The sequence below is a fragment of the Streptomyces sp. NPDC052225 genome, assembly GCF_040679615.1.
GTDB lineage: Bacteria > Actinomycetota > Actinomycetes > Streptomycetales > Streptomycetaceae > Streptomyces.
Genome location: NZ_JBFAVD010000001.1, coordinates 206,595 through 225,662, shown reverse-complemented (window position 1 = coordinate 225,662; position 19,068 = coordinate 206,595). Strand labels below are relative to the sequence as shown.

Genomic DNA, 19,068 nt, shown 5'->3' with positions numbered 1-19,068 from the left:
AGCCTCAGGCGGCGGGCTCGCCGCCGAAGCGCTCCTTGTACGACTCCAGGTCCTCGTCGGTGATCTTCGCGAAGAGGACCGGGGGGACCGTGAACGGGGTGCCGGCCGGGACCGTGTCCAGGGACGTGGCCTGCTCGGCGGTGACCCACGTGGCGTCGTCGCCCGCCAGGTCGAACGCGGCGCGCATCGCGGCGGAGGAGGACGGGATGAACGGCTCGGAGACCACCGAGTAGAGGTGGATGAGGTTCATCGCCGTGCGGAGGGTGAGCGCGGCGCCCTCCTGGTTCGTCTTGATCTCCAGCCAGGGGGCCTTCTCCTCCAGGTAGGAGTTGCCCGCCGACCACAGGGCGCGCAGCGCCGCCGCGGCCTTGCGGAACTGGAGGGCCTCCATCTGCTCCTCGTACTCGGCGAGGAGGCGGGAGATCTCCGCGCCCAGCTTCCGCTCGGCCTCGCCCGGCTCGCCGCCCGCGGGGACGTCGTCGCCGAAGCGCTTGCGCGAGAAGGACAGGACGCGGTTGACGAAGTTGCCGAGGGTGTCGGCCAGGTCCTTGTTCACCGTCGCGGTGAAGTGCTCCCACGTGAAGGAGGAGTCGTCGGACTCCGGCGCGTTCGCGATGAGGAAGTAGCGCCAGTAGTCGGCCGGGAGGATGTCCAGGGCCTGGTCGGTGAAGACGCCGCGCTTCTGCGACGTGGAGAACTTGCCGCCGTAGTACGTCAGCCAGTTGAAGGCCTTCAGGTAGTCGACCTTCTTCCACGGCTCGCGGACGCCCATCTGCGTCGCCGGGAACATCACGGAGTGGAACGGGACGTTGTCCTTCGCCATGAACTCCGTGTAGCGCACGTCGGTGGCGCCCTCGGGCTCGTACCACCACGACTTCCAGTCGCGGACCTCGCCGTCGGGGGCCTGGTCCGCCCACTCCTTCGTCGACCCGATGTACTCGATCGGGGCGTCGAACCATACGTAGAAGACCTTGCCGTCGGCCGCGAGCTCCGGCCACGTGTCGGCCGGGACGGGGACGCCCCAGTCCAGGTCACGGGTGATCGCGCGGTCGTTCAGGCCCTCGGTCAGCCACTTGCGGGCGATGGAGGAGGCCAGCTGCGGCCACTCGCCGGCGACCTCGTCGATCCACGCCTCGACCTCGACCTGGAGCTTCGACTGGAGCAGGAACAGGTGCTTGGTCTCGCGGACCTCGAGCTCGGTGGAGCCGGAGATCGCGGAGCGCGGGTTGATCAGGTCGGTCGGGTCGAGGACGCGCGTGCAGTTCTCGCACTGGTCGCCGCGGGCCTTGTCGTAGCCGCAGTGCGGGCAGGTGCCCTCGACGTAGCGGTCCGGCAGGAAGCGGCCGTCGGCAGGCGAGTACACCTGACGGATCGCGCGCTCCTCGATGAACCCGTTCTCGTTCAGCTTGCGGGCGAAGTGCTGGGTGATCTCCGCGTTCTGCGGCGACGAGGAGCGGCCGAAGTGGTCGAAGGCGAGCGCGAACCCGTCGTAGACCGACTTCTGCGCGTCGTGCGCCTGCGCGCAGAACTCGGCGACCGGGATGCCCCGCTCCTTCGCGGCGAGCTCGGCGGGGGTGCCGTGCTCGTCGGTCGCGCAGATGTAGAGCACGTCGTGGCCGCGCTGGCGCAGGTACCGCGCGTACACGTCCGCCGGGAGCATGGACCCCACCATGTTGCCCAGGTGCTTGATCCCGTTGATGTACGGAAGGGCGCTGGTGATGAGGTGTCGAGCCATCGGGGGCTGCTCCCGGGTTGTGACGTTCGGCGGCGGGTGGTTTCTCGGCGCCGGTGGAATCCAGAAATCGTATCCGACATGGGTGGGCCGCCCGCGCGGTGTTTTACAGCGCGGACGGCCAGGGGTGTCCGTGGGGGTGCGGAGGGCTTACGGGCGCCAGGCCGCGAGGATCCCCTCGTAGACCTCGGCGTCGGTCAGCTCGCGCGGGGTCGGGCCCGCATGGAAGAACGCGGCGTTGTCGGCCTTGAGCTTGCGCAGGTAGTCGAAGCCCTTCGCGTCGTGCTCGCCGAACGCGACGAACTGGAAGAACAGCGGGTGCTTCGCGGCCTCGGCGAGCGCCTCGTTCGCGGGGCGCTGCACGTCCGGCGGGCCGTCCGTCTGGAAGATCACCAGGGCCGGGACCTGGGGGTCGGCGCTCTTCTCGTGGTGGGCGACGACCTCCTCGATCGCCCGGTGGTAGCTGGTGCGGCCCATCCGCCCTGCCGCCGCGTGCCACGCGTCGATCCTGCCCTCGTACGCGTCCAGGGTCAGGTCGCCGGTGGCGTCGATGTCCGTCGAGAAGAAGACGGTGTGGACCGTGGCGTCCGCGTCGAGGTGCGCGGCCAGCGCGAGGGTCTGCTCGGCGAGCGCCTCGGCGGAACCGTCCTTGTAGTACGGGCGCATCGACCCGGACCGGTCGAGTACGAGGTACACGGAGGCCCGCGCCCCGTCGATCCCCCGCGCCTTGAGCGCGGCCCCGGCGGCCTTGTGCGCGGCGACGAGGCCGGGGGCGCGGGACTTGAGCTTGGCGGGGGTGACGGTGCCGGTGCCGGTGGAAGCGGCGGTGGCGGCGACGGGCTCGCCCTTGGGCTCGGCCTTCGTCGCGGCCTTCGTCTCGGGCTCGGCCTTCGGCGCGGGCTTGGCCTTGGCGGCGGCCTTCTTGGCGGGGGCCTTCTTCGCGGCGGTCTTCTTGGCGGCCTTGGGCGCGGGGGCTTCGGCCTGCGGCTCGGGCTCGGCTGCGGCGGCGGGCGCTGCTTCCGGCTCGGGTTCCGCGTCCGGCTTGGCCTGCGGCTCGGGCGCGACGCCCGCCTGCGGGGTGGCTCCGGCGACGGGCTCCGCCTCGGCTGCGGCTTCCGGCTCGGGCCCGGTGACGGGCGCGGCTTCCGGCTCGGCGTCGTCCTTCGCCTCGGTCGCGGTCGCGGTCGCGGCGGACTTGGGCTCGGCTTCCGGTTCGGCGTCGGCCTTCGGCTCGGCAGCGGTGGTCGGGGCAGTGGTCTCGGCGTCAGCCGCCGGGGCGGGGGCAGCGGCCTCCACCTCGACCTCGGGGGTCGGCTGCGGCTCGGGTTCGGCCTTCGGGGCAGTGGCCTCCGCCTCGGGCTCCGGCTCGGCCTCGGCAACCGTGGCTTCCGGCTCGGGCTTGGCCTCGGGTGCCTGGGCCTCGGGGGCTGCCTCCGGCTCGGCTTCGGGCTCCGGGGCGGCAGCCTCCACCTCGGGCTCGGGGGCGACGGCCTCCGGCTCGGCGGCAGCCACGTGTTCCGAGCCGATCGGGCGGGACGGCTTCGGGACCGTCACGTTGTCGAAGGCCGCTGCCACCAGGTCGTCCGCCTCGCCCTTCGACGGTGCGGGCACCGTCGGCTTCTCGGCTGTGGACGGCGGCGCCGGCGACGCCGGAGTCTCCGCGGAAGCGGACGGTTCCGGCGCGGTGGCGGTCTCGTCCTTCTTGCGGGACCGCCCGAACGCGTTCCGCAGCAGATCCAGAATGCCCATGTGCGCAACCTTCCGCATGAGTTCGTCCCCAAGATCCCTGGAACCCCTGGCCAGGGCGGACACGTAAGGTTAGCCGCCGCCGGGGACGATCTTGGGAAGGGTCGGACCGATCGGCCGAGCGCACGGGAGCAACACGGCGCCAATGCCTGCGCGCGTAGCGGTACTTATGCGCGTACGACGGTCAGGGCGACCCCCGAGGGCGCCCCAACCGTCGTATCGGAACGGCGAGTTGTGTCAGCTGTTCTGCTTGCGGCGGTAGACCGAGAAGCCCAGGCCGGCCGCGCCGAGCGCAGCGGCACCCGCGCCCGCCGCGACGAGCAGGGTCGTGTCGGAGCCGGTCGAGGTGTGCGCGGCGACGTTCTCCGCGCCGGCCTTCACGCCGCCCTGCGGCAGCGTGCGGCTCCCGGAGCCGGAGCCGGTGCCAGTGCCGGACCCCGTGCCCGTGCCCGTACCGGTGGCGGACCCGTGCTTGCCCGAGCCGTGCTTGCCCGAGCCGTCCAGCCACGACGTGACCGCGCCGTTGGACTTCAGGGCGACGTGCAGGCCGTTGTGCTGGCCGTACGCCGTCTTGCCGTGGGCGTCGAGGGTGTCGAGCTTCTTGCCGTGGGCGTAGATGTCGGCCTGGTAGTGGCAGGTGTCCAGCTTGTAGACCTTGGCGGTGGAGACGCCGTCGGCGAGCTTGACCGTCTTCACGTAGCGGCGCTGGTGGTCCGGCACCGGCTTCGGCGTCGCGGACTTCTTGGCGGTGATCGTGCCGTCGCTGGTCAGCGTGAAGGTGTAGTTGTCGAGCTTCGTGGACTTGCTGCCGTTGTAGGCGGTGAGGTGGCCCCTGACGGTGCCGTGGTGCGAGATGTCGGCCTTGGCGGTGCGGGCGGAGGCGTTCACCTGGACCTTCGCGGACCAGCCGTCGCCGAACTTCTTGACGCCCTTGGACTCCCAGCCGCCGACGACCGGGTCCTTGGCGTCCTTCTTCGAGGTGATCGTGCCGTCGCTGGTCAGCGTGAAGGTGCGGTCGCCGATCTTCGTGGACTTGGCTCCGTCGTACGCCTCCAGCTTCCCCTTCGCCGTGCCGTTCTGGGATATCTCCGCGCGGGCCGACCGCGCCGAGGCGTTGACGTCGACCTTCGCGGACCAGCCGTCGCCGAGGTTCGTCGTGCCCTTGGACTCCCAGCCACCGGGGACCGGCGGGTCGGTCTTGTCGCCGCTGGAGTCCTGGTCGGCGGTGAGTTGGCCGCTCGGGCTGAGCTGGAAGACGTAACCGCCGGTGGTGGTCTTCGCTGTGGAGCCGTTCGCCTTCAGGGTGGTGACGAGGGCGCCGTCCTTGAAGATGTCGGCCTCGGCGCCGTTGCTGCCGACGGTGTAGACCTTGGCGGAGAAGCCCTCGGCGAGGGTGGGCGAGCTGATCAGCTGCCGGGCGTTCTGATCGTCCTGGTCCTGCTTCTGCCCCTGGTCCTGCCCCTGGTTCTGGTCGTCCTGGCCCTGGCCCTGGTCGCCCTGGTTCTGGTCCTGACCCTGGTCGTCCGCGCCGGTCGACGACTGGGGCGCGGGCGTGGTGTCCGCGAAGGCGGCGGTGGCCGGGACGGCCAGGGCGGCGATGGCGCCGGTGGCGATGGCGGCGGTGCGGAAGGTGGCTCGGGTGGCTCGCATCGTGGTGCTTCCCTCGTGGCTCGGGCCGGCCGTAGACCGGCCAGTCGGGGTGGTGGGTTTTTCCCGGTGTGCCCCGTTTGCGGTGGCGACGAGTAAGAAGTTAGGCCTGCGATGTGTGCGTCATCCGTACGTCGTGTAACAGCCGTGCCCACACCCGGACGCGCTCGTGCAACAGGAGCAAAAGACCAGGTCAGAGGCTGTTTTGACCTTGGTCCTCAATCGAGCGGGACCAAGGTCCGGCTACCGCGGCGCCGCGATCGCCCGCGCCGCCGCCACCTCCTGCCGTACGTGCTCCAGGACCCCGTCCCGCGCCCCGCCCGTACCGAAGTCCGCCCGCACCTCCTCCAGGACCTCCGAGGCCCGCAGCCCGTCCGCCAACTCCCGCAGCTGACCGGCGACCTGGGCCACCTCGGCCGAGCCGGGCGCCGCCGCCCCGTGCCGCACCCGCACCCGCGCCGCCGTCGTCGCGTCCACGATCCGCTCCACCGCGACGACCAGCGGCCACCACGCCGCCGCCCGCTTCCCCGTGGGCGGCGGCTCGGTCAGCGCCCGCTGGAACTCGGTGCGGATGACGGACAGGTCCCGGTACAGGCGGCGCCGCATCCGGGCCCGCGCCGCCGGGTCCTCCGGGGCGCCGAACGCGCACTCCACGTATCCCGCCGTGTCGGCGACCGCGTCGGCGAGCCGGTCGCCGATCCGGGTGTGCCAGCTCTCCGGCCACAGCAGGTACCCCGCTACGAGGGCGATGGCGCACCCCATCAGGCTGTCCAGGAGCCGGGGCCACAGCAGGGCCGTGCCCTGGTGGTTGAGGACGTCGGACAGGAGCAGGATCACCGGCGTGATGGCCGCCGTCTGGAAGCCGTAGCCGCGGGGTGTGAGCGCGGGGATGAGCGGGGCGAGCAGCATCATGACCGGCACGTCCCACCAGCCCATCGGCACCTCGGCGAGCACGGCGGCGGCCACGACGAGGCCCACCGCGGTGCCGAGCGCGCGCAGCACGGCCCGCGAGAACACCGAGCCGAAGTCGGGCTTCATGACGAACGTGATGGTCAGCGCCACCCAGTACGAACGCGGCACCGGCACGATCGAGACCAGCGCCTGCGCGATGCCGATGCACAGCGCGAGGCGCAGCCCGTAGCGCCAGGAGGCGCTGGAGAGCAGGACGTTGCGGGCGCCGCGCCGGGCCCGTACGCGCAGCGCCGCGGGGCGGCCGAGCCGGTCGTCGACGTTCGTGAAGTCGGCGTCCCCGCGCCGGGACGCGACCTCGGCGGCGTGCCGCAGCGCGTGGTCGACCGCCCGCGATGCGGGGTCCCGGGCCTCGGGCAGATCGAGCGCGAGCTCCTGCGGCACCCGCCCCGAGGCGATCGTGCCGGCGAGCCGGCGGACGGCTTCGGGCACGCGCGGCGGCAGCGGGACCCCCGCGTGGTGGGCGGCGGGGGCGGCCTCCACGATGGGTGTGACGGCGTTCAACTGGCTCACCAGGCGCACCAGTTCGGGGTTGCGGCCGTGTGCGAGGGTGCGCCGGGCGAGCACGAGGTCGTAGGCCTGGTTGAGGGACTGGGTGACGGCGAGGCGGGTCTCCGCGTACGTGAGGGCGTCGGTGCCCGCCGCCTCCAGGAGGTTGGCGACGGCGCGGTACGTCGCCGCGACGGCCGCCCGCTCCGGCACACCCGACCGCAGCGGCCACGCGAGCAGCGCGAGGAGCAGGACGAGCAGGCCGCCGCTCGTCATCAGGAGCGGCGCGAGCCACCAGTCGCCGGGCATCGGCAGGCCCGCGCCCACCACGCAGTTGAGCAGGAGCAGCAGCCCGGAGACGGACGCGACCGCGCCGATCGTCGAGATCATCCCGGAGACGAGCGCGACCGCCGTCACGACGGCCACCGCCGGCCAGCCCTGCCCGAACACCAGCGAGCCGACGGTCACCCCGAGGGCGCCGAACAGCTGCGGCACCGCGATGTTGAAGACCCGCATCCGGTAGGCGTCGGCCGTGTCGCCGATGACGCCGGACAGGGCGCCCATCGAGGCGAGCGCCCCGTACGTGAAGTGGCCGGTCGCGAGGCCCACGGCCAGCGGGGCGGCCATGGCGAGCGACGCGCGGGTCACCGCCGCCCACGGGACACCGGCGGCCCGCTGCGGCCTGAGGGTTCTGACCAGCCAGTCCGGGGGTGTCAGGTGGGGCGGCATGAGCCCAGTATGCGATCTTCGCGCGGCCTCAGGACGACGTGGGCGGCGTCTTGTGCAGCGTCAGATCCACGAGCACCGCCCGGTGGTCGGTGTCCGCCAGCGTCAGGAACCGTACGTCCTGCGCCGAGAACGCCTCGCTCACCAGCACGTGGTCGATCTGCGTGCCAAGCTGCCGCGGCGCCGTCGACGGCCAGCTCGCCCTGCGGCTGTCCCCCGTCAGCCGGCTGGCGTCCCGCAGGGACCCCGCGTCGAGGATGCGGCGGAACGCGGCGTGGTCCTGCGTCGCGTTGAAGTCGCCGGCCACGATGGTCGGCCCGTCCCCCGCGCCCGCGAAGTCCGCGAGCCGCCCCAGCTCGCGCCGCCAGACCCCGAGCTGCTGCGGCAACGGCGGCATGGGGTGCGCCAGTTGGAGCCGTACGGACTGCCCGCGCACGTCCGCCGTCGCGCCCGGCATGCCCATCGTCCCCGCCACGCCCGGCGCGGCCTTCAGCGGAAACCTGCTGAGGATCTCCGATCCTTCCGAGCCGCCCGCGCGCACGGCCTGCCGGTACGGGTACGCGGTCTCCAGCGAGTTGCGGGCGAGGGCGTCCTGGCATCCGTCATCGCACTCCTCGACGAAGACGATGCCGGGGTCGTGCGCGGTGATCGCGTCGATCAGTGCGTCGGTCCCCCGCCCGAACTGCACGTTCGACGCCAGCACGCGGATGCCGGAGACGGGCGGCCCGCTCGGCTCGTGGTCCGTGCCGTACGGCTGGATGCACCAGGCGAGGGCGCCGAGCGCGGCGACGCCCCACACCAGGCCGGTGCGCCAGCGCGCGAGGAGCGCGATCAGGAGCGCCGCCGCGGTCGGGGCGACCAGCCACGGCAGGAACGCGAGGAGCTGCGGTACAGGCGTGAACCCGTCGCTGTCCGCGAGCCGGCAGCCCACGACGACGCTGACCCCGGCGAGCAGCAGCCCGGCCGCCCACCCTCCGACTCTGTTCACGCGACGGCGCCCGGCGCCATGCGGTTCGTCCCGCACGGCGCCGGGCGCCTCGTCGGTGATGTGCCCCTGGTCCAAGGCCCGGCCTCCCGTGGTGGGTTGTTCCGGTGGGTCCCGTCTTTCCGGGAATCCTCCCGGAAAGACGGGGTGCGGGACCAGACGGTTGCCGTCAGACCGCCTTGGCCTTCGTCCTGGGCGGGGTGGGCTTCGTCGGCGAGCCCGGCTGCGTCACCAGGGCCCAGATGACGAAGACGGCCAGGCCGATCGCGATGACCGACCAGACGGGCGCGTACGGCAGGAACATGAAGTACTCGACGATGGTCAGCGCCGCCAGGCCGATGCCCGCGCCGCGCGCCCAGTCCGAGCCCTTGAGGATGCCCCAGCCGGTCAGCGCCACGAGGACGCCGATGACCAGGTGGATCCAGCCCCATGTGGTGAGGTCGAAGGCGTAGACGTAGTTGCCGATCCGGCCGTACACGTCGTCCTTGGCGATGCCCGCGATGCCGTTGAGGACACCGACGACGCCGGTGACCATCATCAGGACACCGGCGAACACGGTGCCGCCCTCGGCCCACGCGTTGCCGCTGCCGTCGCCGCGGAAGGGGTCGGGCTCGCGGGGCGGAGGCGGCGGGGTGTTCGGCGTTCCGGGCGGGGCGGTCGGGGTCTCGCTCATGGTGGGTGCCTCCCTGCGTCACTACGGTCGCGTCAGGGGAATGCTCGTCCGGGCGCCGCCTCGCGGCATTCGGTGCGCGGCTGAACGGGTGGCTGCCCGGCGGCAGATCCGGCGCGTCCCGAGAGCCGGTCCGCGAACCCGTACCGCCCGTTCAGCCACGCCCCCGCCGCCACGATCAGGCCGAGCCCCACGATCACCCACGACACCGTCCGCATCGACGAGGTCAGCGCGTCGTACACCGCGCCGGCCGCCGCCTTGTCGGCGTCGTTCGCGAGGTCGCCGAGGGTCAGGGAGCGGGCGATGGTGAGGGCGATCAGGAGCGCCGCGGCGCCGAGCGCCATGCCGAGCCCGGTCGCCCCGAGCGCGCGGCCCCGGCGCACGGCGAGCAGCAGGCCCGCGACCGTGAACACGAGGGCGGCGAGCGGCAGCCAGAGGCCCGCGACCTGAAGCATGTGGAACCCCTTGCGCAGCTGGTCGAGGTCGCCGGCGGACAGGATCGTGATCTCCGTGTGGGAGACGGGGATCTGCGCGGCGAACGGCACGTTGTCGGACTCCAGCTGCCGTTTGACCTGCTCGGTCACGGGCGCCAGGTCGAGCGTCACGTCGCCGGTGCTGCCGTCGTCCAGGGCCTGTTGCACGGCGTCGTGGGCGGCCCGGTTCGCGGTGTCCCAGGCCTTCTTGAAGGCGGCGGTGCCCGTGAACGAGACGACCGCGTCGTGCAGGTACTGCTCCACGGTCGACTGGAGCGGGCCGACCTGGATCTGCTCCATGATCCCGGTGGTCACCGCGTCCGCGACGGCGTTCTGCACGGCCGGTTCCGTGGCGAGCGGCGCCATCGTGTCGACGTACCGGTCGCTGTTCCCGATCTCGTACTTCGCCCAGGTGGAGAGCGTGCCGAGGGGGACGAGCAGACAGGCGACGACGAGCAGGACGGCGGCGGCGGTTCTTCGGATCACCGTTCCAGGCAAGGCCCCGGCCGCGCGCCGCGCGACCGGGGAGCCTGCATACGGCCTACGTACGGACTACGTACGGTCCTGAGGAGACGTCACTTGCGGTTGTACAGACGCATCGTCACCGGCCCGAACACGGCGACGAGGACCGCCGCCCAGCCGAGCGACCACAGCACCTCGCCGACCGGCCAGTCGCCCTCCATCAGGCCGCGCACGGCGGACGCGACATGGGTCACCGGGTTGTTGTTGACGAAGGCCTGGAGCCAGCCCGGCATCGTCTCGGGCTTGACGAAGATGTCGCTGAGGAACGTCAGCGGGAAGATCACCATCATGCTGACGCCCATCACGGACTTCTCGGTGCGCAGCAGCAGCCCGAACATCGTCCAGATCCACGAGAACGCGAACGCGAAGACGAGCAGCAGGGCCACCCCTGCGACGACGCCGGGCACGCCGCCGTCCGGCCGGAAGCCCATGATCAGGCCGACGGCGAGCATCACGACGGACGCGATCGTGTACCGCAGGGCGTCGCCGAGGAGATAGCCGACCATGACCGCCGGGCGCCAGATCGGCAGCGTACGGAAGCGGTCGAAGACGCCCTTCTCGATGTCCGTGTTGACCGAGACACCGGTGTACATCGTGATCATCACGACGGACATCACGAGGATGCCGGGCAGCAGGTACTGGATGTAGCGGCTCGGGGAGCCGGCGAGCGCGCCCCCGAACAGGTACGTGTACATCAGCACCATCATGATCGGGAACGCCGTGACGTCGAAGAGCTGCTCCGGCACGTGCTTGATGCGCAGCACCGCGCGCCAGCCGAACGTGAGCGACGTGGACACGGCGCCGGGCCGCGGCGGCCGCTCGGTGGCGACGAGCAGCTCGGCCAGCGACTCGGTGCTGACCGGCGTGAGCTCCTGCGCGTCGGTGGGGGTGGTCGCGGTGCTCATGCCGTCGCCTCCTCGAAGGACTGGGCGGGCTTGTCGGTGAGGGCCAGGAACACCTCGTCGAGGCTGGGCTGGCCCAGGGAGAAGTTGTCGACGGTGATCCCGGCGGCGGCCAGTTCGGCCAGGGCCCGCGAGGCCTGCTCGGCGGCGCCCCGGTCACTGGCGGCGACGCGCGCGGTCAGCGCCACCGGATCGGGCTCCAGCTGCACCTGTGCGTCGAGCACGGTCGTCAACAGCCGCTCCGCGTCCGGGCGCCGGTGCGCTTCACGCAGCCGTACGTGGATGGCGCCGGCGCCGACCGACGCCTTCAGCTCGCCCTTGGTGCCCTCGGCGATGACCCGGCCCTTGTCGATGACGGCGATCCGGCCCGCCAACTGATCGGCCTCGTCCAGGTATTGGGTGGTGAGCAGCACCGTGGTGCCCTGCGCGACGACGGCGCGGACGATCTCCCACACCTGGTTGCGGCTGCGCGGGTCGAGGCCGGTGGTCGGCTCGTCGAGGAAGAGCAGGTCCGGGGTGTTGAGGATGGACGCGGCGATGTCGATACGGCGCCGCATGCCGCCCGAGTAGTTCTTCACCTGACGCCCCGCCGCCTCCGACAGGCCGAAGGCGGCGAGGAGTTGGTCGGCGCGGGCCGCCGCGGGCTTCTTGCCGTGGCCGGTGAGCCGGGCGAGCAGCACCAGGTTCTCGTGGCCGGTCAGGTCCTCGTCCACGGACGCGTACTGCCCGGTGAGGCTGACGCGCGAGCGGACCGCGTCGGCCTCGCGCACCACGTCGCGCCCGAAGACGTGCGCCTCGCCCGCGTCGGGCCGCAGCAGGGTCGCGAGCATCTTGACGGTGGTGGTCTTGCCCGCGCCGTTCGGCCCGAGCACGCCGTAGACCGTGCCGGCCGGGACGGTCAGGTCCACCCCGTCGACGGCGCGGTTGTCGCCGAAGGTCTTGACGAGCCCCGCTGTCTCGATGGCCAGGCCGTGGTTTCCCGTGTCGCTCATGGTCGGTGCCCCTCTCGGTACGTCACAGATGCAGACCGGTGGCGTACGGAGAACTCATCGGCGCCCGGGCCCTCGGGTGGAGCACTGGGCCGAACGGGTGTTTCCTGGATGAGGGAGCTAGGAGGCCGATCATGCGCCGGACCAGCCGATTCACCAGCCGCAAGGCCCCGGTGGCCGTTGCCGCGGCGACTCTCCTCACGGGCGGTGTGCTCGCCGTGGCGGCCGCCGCGCCCGCGAGTGCGAACAGCGGCGGCGGGGACGTCGTCTGGGGGACGGTCGTCTCCCGCGGCGACCTCAACCTCCGCTCGGGGCCCAGCACTTCGGACTCCGTCGTCTACCGGATGGCGCCGGGCAGCGTGGACCGTATCGAGTGCGCGACCGGCGGCTCGTACGTCAACGGGAACCCGACCTGGTACTGGTTCACGGGCGCGCACGGCTGGGCCAGCGCCGCCTACGTGGACACCGGCGGTCGCTCCGTGCCGAGCTGCGACGGCTCGTCCGTGCCGTGCCCGCCCGACCGGCAGCCGGGCAGCCCGAGCGGCTGGTGGTTCCGCTCGGACTACCGGGTGGAGTTCGGGGTCACGTACTAGAGCCGTACGTACGCGGGCTACACGTACTCGCTCGCCGAGTAGTAGCGGTAGTAGACGGCCACGAACGAGGACGCCGCGACGACCCCGCCGAGCACCACGGACCACAGGATCGCGCCGTCGGCGAGGCTGTGCAGGAAGCCGACGGCGATGCCCGCGAAGGCCGCCCACGTCCCGGCCCGCGCGAGGAAGTGCCGCCCCGCCCGCTGCTTCGACCAGTGGTGGATGCCGAAGCAGAGCGCCGCGACGAGGATGCCGGTGACGAGGCCGAGGGCGATGTTGCCGCCGGTGATCTCACCGCCGTAGCGCTGCACGGTCGCCGCCCAGAAGCCGTACGCGATGCCGGTCAAGGCCGGCAGGACGACGGCCGCGCCGGTCGGTGAGAGGGCCGCGCCGCCGGTGCGGCGGCGGTGTGCGGGTGCCGCGTGCTGAGCCATGACGGCTCCTTTCTCCGACCCCCCTCGATGCCCCCGCCCCGTCTTCCATTGACCGCTCACGGCGCGTGTTCCGCAACATGCGGGGTGTGGGCCCGCGTGTTTCGCTGAGGCCATGAACATCCTGCTCTTCGGCGCCACCGGCATGGTCGGCAGCCGTATCGCCGCCGAGGCCCTGGCCCGTGGCCACCAGGTCACCGCCGTCAGCCGCTCCGGGGCCGTGCCCGCGCCGGGCGCCACGCCCGTCACCGCGGAGATCAACGACCCGCTGAAGGTCGCGGAACTGGTCACCGGGCACGACGCCGTGGGCTCGGCCGTCGCCCCGCCGCGCGACGGCTCGGACCCGCAGGCCCCGTTCCTCGCGCTCAACGAGATCCTGGTCGACGGGGTGCGCAGGTCGGCGGTGTCCCGGCTGGTCGTCGTGGGCGGCGCGGGCAGCCTGGAGGTCGCCCCCGGACAGGCCCTCGCCGACCAGCCCGGCTTCCCGGACGCCTATCTCGGCGAGGCGCTCGCGCACCGCGACGTGCTCGCGTATCTGCGCACGGTCGACGACCTGGACTGGACGTACATCTCCCCGGCGGCCGAGATCGCGCCGGGCGCGCGCACCGGCGACTTCCGCATCGGCGGCGACCGCCTCATGACGGACGCGGACGGCAACAGCCGGATCAGCGCCGAGGACTACGCGGTCGCCTTCGTCGACGAGATCGAGCGGGACGCCCACTCCAGAGGGCGCATGTCGGTCGCGTACTGAGCCTGCGCCGGCACGTCGCGCGGCCCCTCGTACAGCGCCGCGTCCTCGGTGCCCACGAACGCTTTCGTGGGCGTCTGCGTCCGGCGGATCACGGTGATCGCCGCGTCGTCGGCGGGCGGCCCGTGCCGGTGCGCGTGCAGGTCCTCGGCGAGCAGCCGGAGGAGTTCGCCGGGCGGCGCCTGCGCCGTGTCCGCCGTGACCAGGCGCGCCATCCGTTCCCGTACGGGGTAGAACACGCCGTCCGCGTCCCGGCACTCGGTGACGCCGTCGGTGAAGAGCACCAGTGTGTCGCCGGGCCGCAGTGCGAGCCGTGTCGCCGCGGGCGCGTCGACGCCGAGGGGCCCCATGCCGAGCGGCAGCCCGGCCGACAGGTCGGGCGTGTGCACCAGGCCGTCGGGGGAGATGACGAGCGGCGGCTCGTGCCCGAAGTCGACGATGTCGACGTACTCGGCGGCCGGGTCCGTCGGGAAGTGGAGCAGCAGCGCCGTGGAGAAGGCGTCGGTGCGGTCGCTGTCCTGGGTCATCCGGGTCCACGCGTTGTAGCGCTGCATGGCGATCTCCAGGCGGCGGGCCACCTCCGGCAGCGGCGCCTCGTGGTAGGCGGCCTCCCGGAACGCGGCGAGCAGCGCCGACGACGCCGAGACCGCGGCAAGACCCTTGCCGCTGACGTCGCCGAGGACGGCGCGCAGTCCGTGCGGCGAGGGCTGGAAGTCGTACCAGTCGCCGCCGACCCGCGCCGAACGGGCGGCGGGCTGGTAGAAGTCGGCGATGTGCACGTTCTCGATGCGCTCGGGAAGGACCCGCATCACCGCGCGCTGGGTGGCCTCGGCGATGTCGGTGACGATGCGCAGCCTGTTGTGCTGTTCCTCCCTGCGGCGCGAGATGAGGACGCCGAGCAGACCGCCGGTTCCGATCATCAGCGGGCCGAGCACGGCGATCCCGCCCGAGGGGGTGGGCTGCCAGGCGGTCAGGCCGATGTACGTGGCCAGGAGCAGACCGGTGATCGTCGCCGTCGCGACGACGGGCGCGAGCATCCCCACGACGATCGGTACGAGACCGAGCAGGGCGCGGGCCCGGAAGTCCTGCGGCGTCGCGAGGTCGAGGGAGACGACGCCGACGACCATGAAAGCGACGATCAGACCGACGGCAGGCCAGCCGCCCGTGGGACGCGCGGCGCTCTGCCGCCCGTCACGGGGCGTCGGCTGGTAGTAGCTGCTGGAGCTGCGAAAAGGCATGACATAAGCAGAGTGCGGGGCATTCGGCGTCCCGGAGTAGGGCCTAAGGTCCGTGCCCGCGCCGACCCGGGTGAGATACGCGTCTCAGTCGTACGAAGTTCAACGGTTCTCCGGGTGGATCAGTGCGCCGGCACGCTCACGAACCGTGACGTCACGTGCAGCTCGGCCTCGATCCGCGCCCCGGCCGCCCGCAGCGCCTCCCGCCACGCGCCGTCCTCGCCGCGCCCCTGGTGGGCGGTCACGTCGAGGGCGGAGACGACCCGTCCGGCCCGGTCGCGCAGCGGCACGGCCATGGACCGCAGCCCGGCCTCGGGCCCGTCGACGACGGCCTCGGCTCCCCCGTCCCGCAGCACGTGCCCGGCGGCCGTGCGCGCGGCGGGCAGCCGGGACCCGACACCGATGTCGACGCTCATCACCCGGCGCGGAGCGACCCGCGCGGTGCACCGGACGGCGTCCCCCTCGCGCACGGACAGACCGACCGACTCCCCGAGCAGCCCGGACAGTGCGGTGAGGTGGGGCGCGGCGATGCGCGGCAGTGTCGTACGGGACAAGGGGGCGCAGCCCAGGCCGAGGACGTGCGGGGTGAGCCGGTACAGGGCGTCCCCGCGGGTCACGTAGCCGAGGTGCTCGTACGTGAGCAGGGCGCGGCGGGCCGTCGCGCGGGGCAGGCCCGTGGCGTCGGCGATGCGGCTCAGGGGCAGCGCCGGGTGGGCGGCGTCGAACGCGGTGAGGACGGTCAGGCCGCGGGCGAGCGAGACGACGGGCGCGTCTTCCGGGGGAGCGGTGCCGGTCTCCGTCGTCCCGGCGGCGGGTCCGGGACGGGCCAGGACCCGCTCCATCTCGCGTACGCATGCCTCCAGCGGTCCGCGCACCGTCTCGCCGAGCCCTTGCGCGGTGTGCCGGCTGGTGTGGCTGACGACGCTCACGGCGCAGACCACGGCGCCGTCGGGCCCGTGCACCGGCGCCGCGACCGCGATCAGCCCGCGCTCCACCAGCTGGTCGTCGACCGCCCACGGGACCCCGCGCCCGAAGACCAGGCCCGGCGCGGACCGCTCGCCCGGCAGCAGATCGCCCACGCGGAAGCTGATGGACAGGGCGCGGCGGCGCAGCACCTGGTGCACGAACCGGATGTCGGGCCCGTCGGGGACGGCGATCGACACCGACTCGTCGAGTTCGTCCGCGAGCCGGTCGGCGAGCGGGCCGAGCGGCCCGGGGATCCGCAGCGCGTCCAGGCAGGCGTTGGCGACGGCCATCAGCGGCGGGGCGAGGGACGCGTCGCGCCCGTCGAGGCGTACGTACCCGAGGTGGGCCAGCGTCGCGCAGATCCGGTCGACCGTGGAACGGGCCAGGCCGGTGGCGCGGGCGAGCTCGGCGAGGGCGAGGGTGCCCTCCGCGTCCGTGAGGCGCCGCAGGACGTCGAGGCCGCGCATCAGCGGGGCGACGGCCTCGGCGGGCGGCGGGGTCACGGACACGGACGACACTTCGAGCACGGGGCCACGGTAAGCGACTACCGGCTGAGCAGTTCCACGACGCGGTCGAGGGCCGCGGGGGCGAGGTGGCGGCGCAGGGCCTCGACCACGTCCTCGGGGGTGCCCCGGCTGTCGATCCTGATTACGCCGTAATCACGGCCGCGCTTCTCCTTGCGGGCGGAGGGGACCGTCGCGGCGCCCTGCTCGCCGGGGAGCGCCTGCTCCTCCTGGGGCAGGCGGGCGATGCGCCGGGCGTCCTCGACGGAGACACGGCCGTCGGCGAGCGCCTCCTGGAGGTCGTCGCGGAGCTTCATCAGGGACAGGCGCTGCGAGACGAACCCCTGGGTCTTGCCGATCCGGGCCGCGACCTGCCGCTGCGAGTAGCCGTGCGCGGTGATGAGGCCCTGGATGGCCTGGGCCTGCTCCAGTTCGGTGAGGTCGTCGCGCTGGACGTTCTCGATGAGCGCGTCCTCGTCGGAGCGCGTCGCGTCCTGCCGCACGAGCACCGGCACCTCGTCCAGGCCCGCCATCCTCGCGGCGGCGAGCCGCCGGTGGCCGTGCAGCACCACGTACGGGGCCTTGCCGACGGCCTTCTCGTGGTGCGGGTACGCGGCGAGGAACACGGCGGCGGGGACGACCCCGAGGGCCTGGAGCACCCCGCGCTCCCGGACCGTCTCGGCGAGCCCGTCGAGGTCGCGCAGTTCATGGCGCGGGTTGTCGGGGTTCTCGGTGAGGTCCCCGACGGGGACGGTCAGCGGTGCGCTGTCGCGCGCCTTGCGCGGGGCGGGCGCGGTCTCCTCGGGGGACGACAGGAGAGAGGACAGATCGGTACGGCGGCCCATCAGACGGTCACCTTCCTGCTCCCGGAGGACTTGCTCCCTGAGGACTTCTTGGCCTCTGTCTTCTTGACCGCTGCCTTCGTGGCCTCTGTCTTCTTGGCCGTACGGGGCTTGCGCGCGGGCTTCGGGATCGCCGCGAGCCCGACCTCCAGGGCGAGCCGGAAGAAGTCCTCGCGGGCCTGGAGGGCGACCTTGTTGGCGCCGTACTGGGTGACGACGAGGCCGTCGGCGCTGGCCCGGGTGTGGAGCTTGTAGTGACGTACGACGGTGCGCGCGAGGGGCCAGCCCTGGCCCTCGACGAACGCCCGGGTCTGCTCCAGGTCGGCCTTGCCGTCGCGCGGGTCCCAGTTGTTGATGACGACGCGGAAGGGCAGTCCGCGCGGCTTCACGACCCGCTCGACCGTGCGCTGCGTCGGCTGGAAGCCGAGCGGCTCGGGCTCGACGGGGACGATGACGTCGGTGGCGTTGGACAGGACCGCGCGCAGGGCGTCGGCCGCCGCGCCCTTGCCGAGCGGGTCGGCGCCGTCGTCCTCGGCGAGGTCGAGCCAGCCCGGGGTGTCGACGAAGACGTGCTGCGCGGACGGGATGCGGGACAGCGCGGCGAGGCCCGCGAGGTCGTCGTGGGCCTGCACGAAGTCGAACGGCAGGCCGTCGCCGACCCGCTCGGACCACCACACGGCGGAGCCCTGCGGGTCGATGGAGACGGCGACGACGGGCGGCTGTCCGTCCGGGGCGGGACCGCCGAGGACGTCCGCGGTGACGGCGGCGAGGTTCACGGCGAGCGTGGACTTTCCCACGCCGCCCTTCTGATTGAGGATCACGTGTACGTGTGCCACGAATGCTCCCTGATAGGACCTTTGACACCCTGACAGGGGTAAAGGGGTTATTTGGGGCGTGTGTTCGTGGTCACTGTGGCAGCGCGGCCGGGGCGGAGCGGGGTGTACACGCCGTCATCGCTCCTACGTGGCCGGGGAGACTCCCCAGATGTCCGGCGGGACGAAGCGCTCGCGCAGCCCGATGGTGGGAGAGCGGGCGGGGCTGGACACGCTCCCCGTCCGAGAAGCCCGTATCAGGTCAACGCGTGGACCAGAAAGCCGAGTTGACGGGGGCGCCGCCGTCGTCGCGCATCGCGCTCCCCGCCCACCCCACGAGGCCGAGCACGAGGAACGCGCCGACCAGGATCTTCCCGCTGCCCCCGACGAACAGCGGCCGGGTCGCGGAGGAGCCGCTCACGGTGCCGAGGACCGCGTCCGGGGCGGCCTGGTCGCCGAAGAGGCGCTTGGGGTACGAGGACGTCAGGAGCAGCACGTACGCCGCGACCCGCATCCGGTAGCGCAGGACCGCCGCCGTCGCCTCGAACAGGGGCTGCGGCATCCGGCCGAGGACGAGCACGACCAGCCACGACACGACCGCGACCGCCCACCAGCCGGCGAGGGCGAGCGCGCCGAGGATCAGGGCGGGCAGCGCGAGCGGCAGCCGGAACAGGACGGCGAGCCGGTTCTGCGCGGTGGAGCGGAGCCGCACCTGCGCCGGGTAGCCGGGCACCGCCGTCAGCTGGAACGGCGGGTAGCGGTCGGTCAGGAGCATCGCCGCGGCGTTGACCCGTGTCTCGTATCCGAGGTACTCGGCGAGCAGCCGCTCCAGCGGATCGGGGACCCGGCCGAACAGCAGCGTCGTGCACCAGGCGGCCGCCGTCACGAAGAGCATCGCGGCGGACAGCAGCGCGAGGATCACGGCGTGCGGAAGCAGCAGGAGCAGCCGGGGCAGCACCGTGAGCCGGCTCTGCCGTCCGGGCGGCGGGACATCGAGCTCGGGCAGCGGTTCGGCGCCGGGAACCAGGGGGACGGCGCCGTAGTGGGGGGAGGGGGCGGCCATGCCGTCACTCTGCACAGGGGGACGG

17 protein-coding genes are annotated in these 19,068 nt (G+C 72.8%); 2 read left to right on the top strand and 15 right to left on the bottom strand.

Annotation, left to right across the window (positions count from 1 at the left end):
- Positions 1–4 precede the first annotated feature (4 nt).
- The 9 genes from metG to AB0L37_RS01040 all read right to left on the bottom strand — a co-directional run bounded on the left by metG (position 5) and on the right by AB0L37_RS01040 (position 11,853).
- A complete protein-coding gene (gene metG / locus AB0L37_RS01080) occupies positions 5–1,735 on the bottom strand; it encodes a methionine--tRNA ligase (RefSeq protein ID WP_365498082.1) in 1,731 nt (576 codons plus the stop codon).
- Positions 1,736–1,882: 147 nt separating this feature from the next.
- Positions 1,883–3,481, bottom strand: coding sequence for a VWA domain-containing protein (locus AB0L37_RS01075; RefSeq protein ID WP_365498079.1), 1,599 nt, complete (start codon positions 3,479–3,481; stop codon positions 1,883–1,885).
- 234 nt (positions 3,482–3,715) lie between these two features.
- The gene (locus AB0L37_RS01070) at positions 3,716–5,128 is read right to left on the bottom strand and encodes a hypothetical protein (protein WP_365498076.1); all 1,413 of its coding nucleotides are present in this window, start codon (positions 5,126–5,128) and stop codon (positions 3,716–3,718) included.
- A 240-nt stretch (positions 5,129–5,368) separates the two neighbouring features.
- Complete coding sequence (locus AB0L37_RS01065) at positions 5,369–7,312, bottom strand: FUSC family protein (protein ID WP_365498073.1); 1,944 nt, start codon at positions 7,310–7,312, stop codon at positions 5,369–5,371.
- 28 nt (positions 7,313–7,340) lie between these two features.
- Complete coding sequence (locus AB0L37_RS01060; RefSeq protein WP_365498070.1) at positions 7,341–8,297, bottom strand: endonuclease/exonuclease/phosphatase family protein; 957 nt, start codon at positions 8,295–8,297, stop codon at positions 7,341–7,343.
- 166 nt (positions 8,298–8,463) lie between these two features.
- The gene (locus tag AB0L37_RS01055) at positions 8,464–8,967 is read right to left on the bottom strand and encodes a hypothetical protein (protein ID WP_365498067.1); all 504 of its coding nucleotides are present in this window, start codon (positions 8,965–8,967) and stop codon (positions 8,464–8,466) included.
- A 32-nt stretch (positions 8,968–8,999) separates the two neighbouring features.
- Positions 9,000–9,923: a hypothetical protein gene (locus AB0L37_RS01050; protein WP_365498064.1), complete on the bottom strand. Its 924-nt coding sequence runs from the start codon at positions 9,921–9,923 to the stop codon at positions 9,000–9,002.
- Positions 9,924–10,012: 89 nt separating this feature from the next.
- On the bottom strand, positions 10,013–10,864 hold the full coding sequence (locus AB0L37_RS01045; protein ID WP_365498061.1) for an ABC transporter permease: 852 nt from the start codon (positions 10,862–10,864) through the stop codon (positions 10,013–10,015).
- Positions 10,861–11,853 (bottom strand): ATP-binding cassette domain-containing protein, encoded by a 993-nt coding sequence (locus tag AB0L37_RS01040; RefSeq protein WP_365498058.1) that lies wholly within the window; start codon positions 11,851–11,853, stop codon positions 10,861–10,863. The genes AB0L37_RS01045 and AB0L37_RS01040 overlap by 4 nt, the downstream gene beginning before the upstream one ends.
- 131 nt (positions 11,854–11,984) lie before the next feature.
- Here AB0L37_RS01040 and AB0L37_RS01035 point away from each other — a divergent pair, with 131 nt between their 5' ends.
- Positions 11,985–12,443 carry an SH3 domain-containing protein gene (locus AB0L37_RS01035; protein WP_365498055.1) on the top strand — a complete coding sequence of 153 codons (459 nt, stop codon included), beginning with the start codon at positions 11,985–11,987 and terminating at the stop codon, positions 12,441–12,443.
- A gap of 17 nt (positions 12,444–12,460) precedes the next feature.
- Here the strand turns inward: AB0L37_RS01035 and AB0L37_RS01030 are convergent, their stop codons facing one another.
- The gene (locus AB0L37_RS01030) at positions 12,461–12,877 is read right to left on the bottom strand and encodes a hypothetical protein (RefSeq protein WP_365498052.1); all 417 of its coding nucleotides are present in this window, start codon (positions 12,875–12,877) and stop codon (positions 12,461–12,463) included.
- A 112-nt stretch (positions 12,878–12,989) separates the two neighbouring features.
- On the opposite strand from AB0L37_RS01030, the gene AB0L37_RS01025 reads away from it, so the two are divergent.
- Complete coding sequence (locus AB0L37_RS01025; protein WP_365498049.1) at positions 12,990–13,625, top strand: NAD(P)-dependent oxidoreductase; 636 nt, start codon at positions 12,990–12,992, stop codon at positions 13,623–13,625.
- Here the strand turns inward: AB0L37_RS01025 and AB0L37_RS01020 are convergent.
- The 5 genes from AB0L37_RS01020 to AB0L37_RS01000 all read right to left on the bottom strand — a co-directional run bounded on the left by AB0L37_RS01020 (position 13,553) and on the right by AB0L37_RS01000 (position 19,043).
- Positions 13,553–14,860 (bottom strand): PP2C family protein-serine/threonine phosphatase, encoded by a 1,308-nt coding sequence (locus tag AB0L37_RS01020; protein WP_365498046.1) that lies wholly within the window; start codon positions 14,858–14,860, stop codon positions 13,553–13,555. The genes AB0L37_RS01025 and AB0L37_RS01020 overlap by 73 nt on opposite strands.
- A 119-nt stretch (positions 14,861–14,979) precedes the next feature.
- Positions 14,980–16,350: a helix-turn-helix domain-containing protein gene (locus AB0L37_RS01015; protein WP_365498043.1), complete on the bottom strand. Its 1,371-nt coding sequence runs from the start codon at positions 16,348–16,350 to the stop codon at positions 14,980–14,982.
- A 17-nt stretch (positions 16,351–16,367) separates the two neighbouring features.
- Positions 16,368–17,171, bottom strand: coding sequence for a ParB/RepB/Spo0J family partition protein (locus AB0L37_RS01010; RefSeq protein WP_365498040.1), 804 nt, complete (start codon positions 17,169–17,171; stop codon positions 16,368–16,370).
- On the bottom strand, positions 17,171–18,004 hold the full coding sequence (locus tag AB0L37_RS01005; protein WP_365498037.1) for a ParA family protein: 834 nt from the start codon (positions 18,002–18,004) through the stop codon (positions 17,171–17,173). The genes AB0L37_RS01010 and AB0L37_RS01005 overlap by 1 nt, the downstream gene beginning before the upstream one ends.
- Positions 18,005–18,242: 238 nt before the next feature.
- Positions 18,243–19,043 carry a DUF4389 domain-containing protein gene (locus AB0L37_RS01000; RefSeq protein ID WP_365498034.1) on the bottom strand — a complete coding sequence of 267 codons (801 nt, stop codon included), beginning with the start codon at positions 19,041–19,043 and terminating at the stop codon, positions 18,243–18,245.
- Positions 19,044–19,068 lie beyond the last annotated feature (25 nt).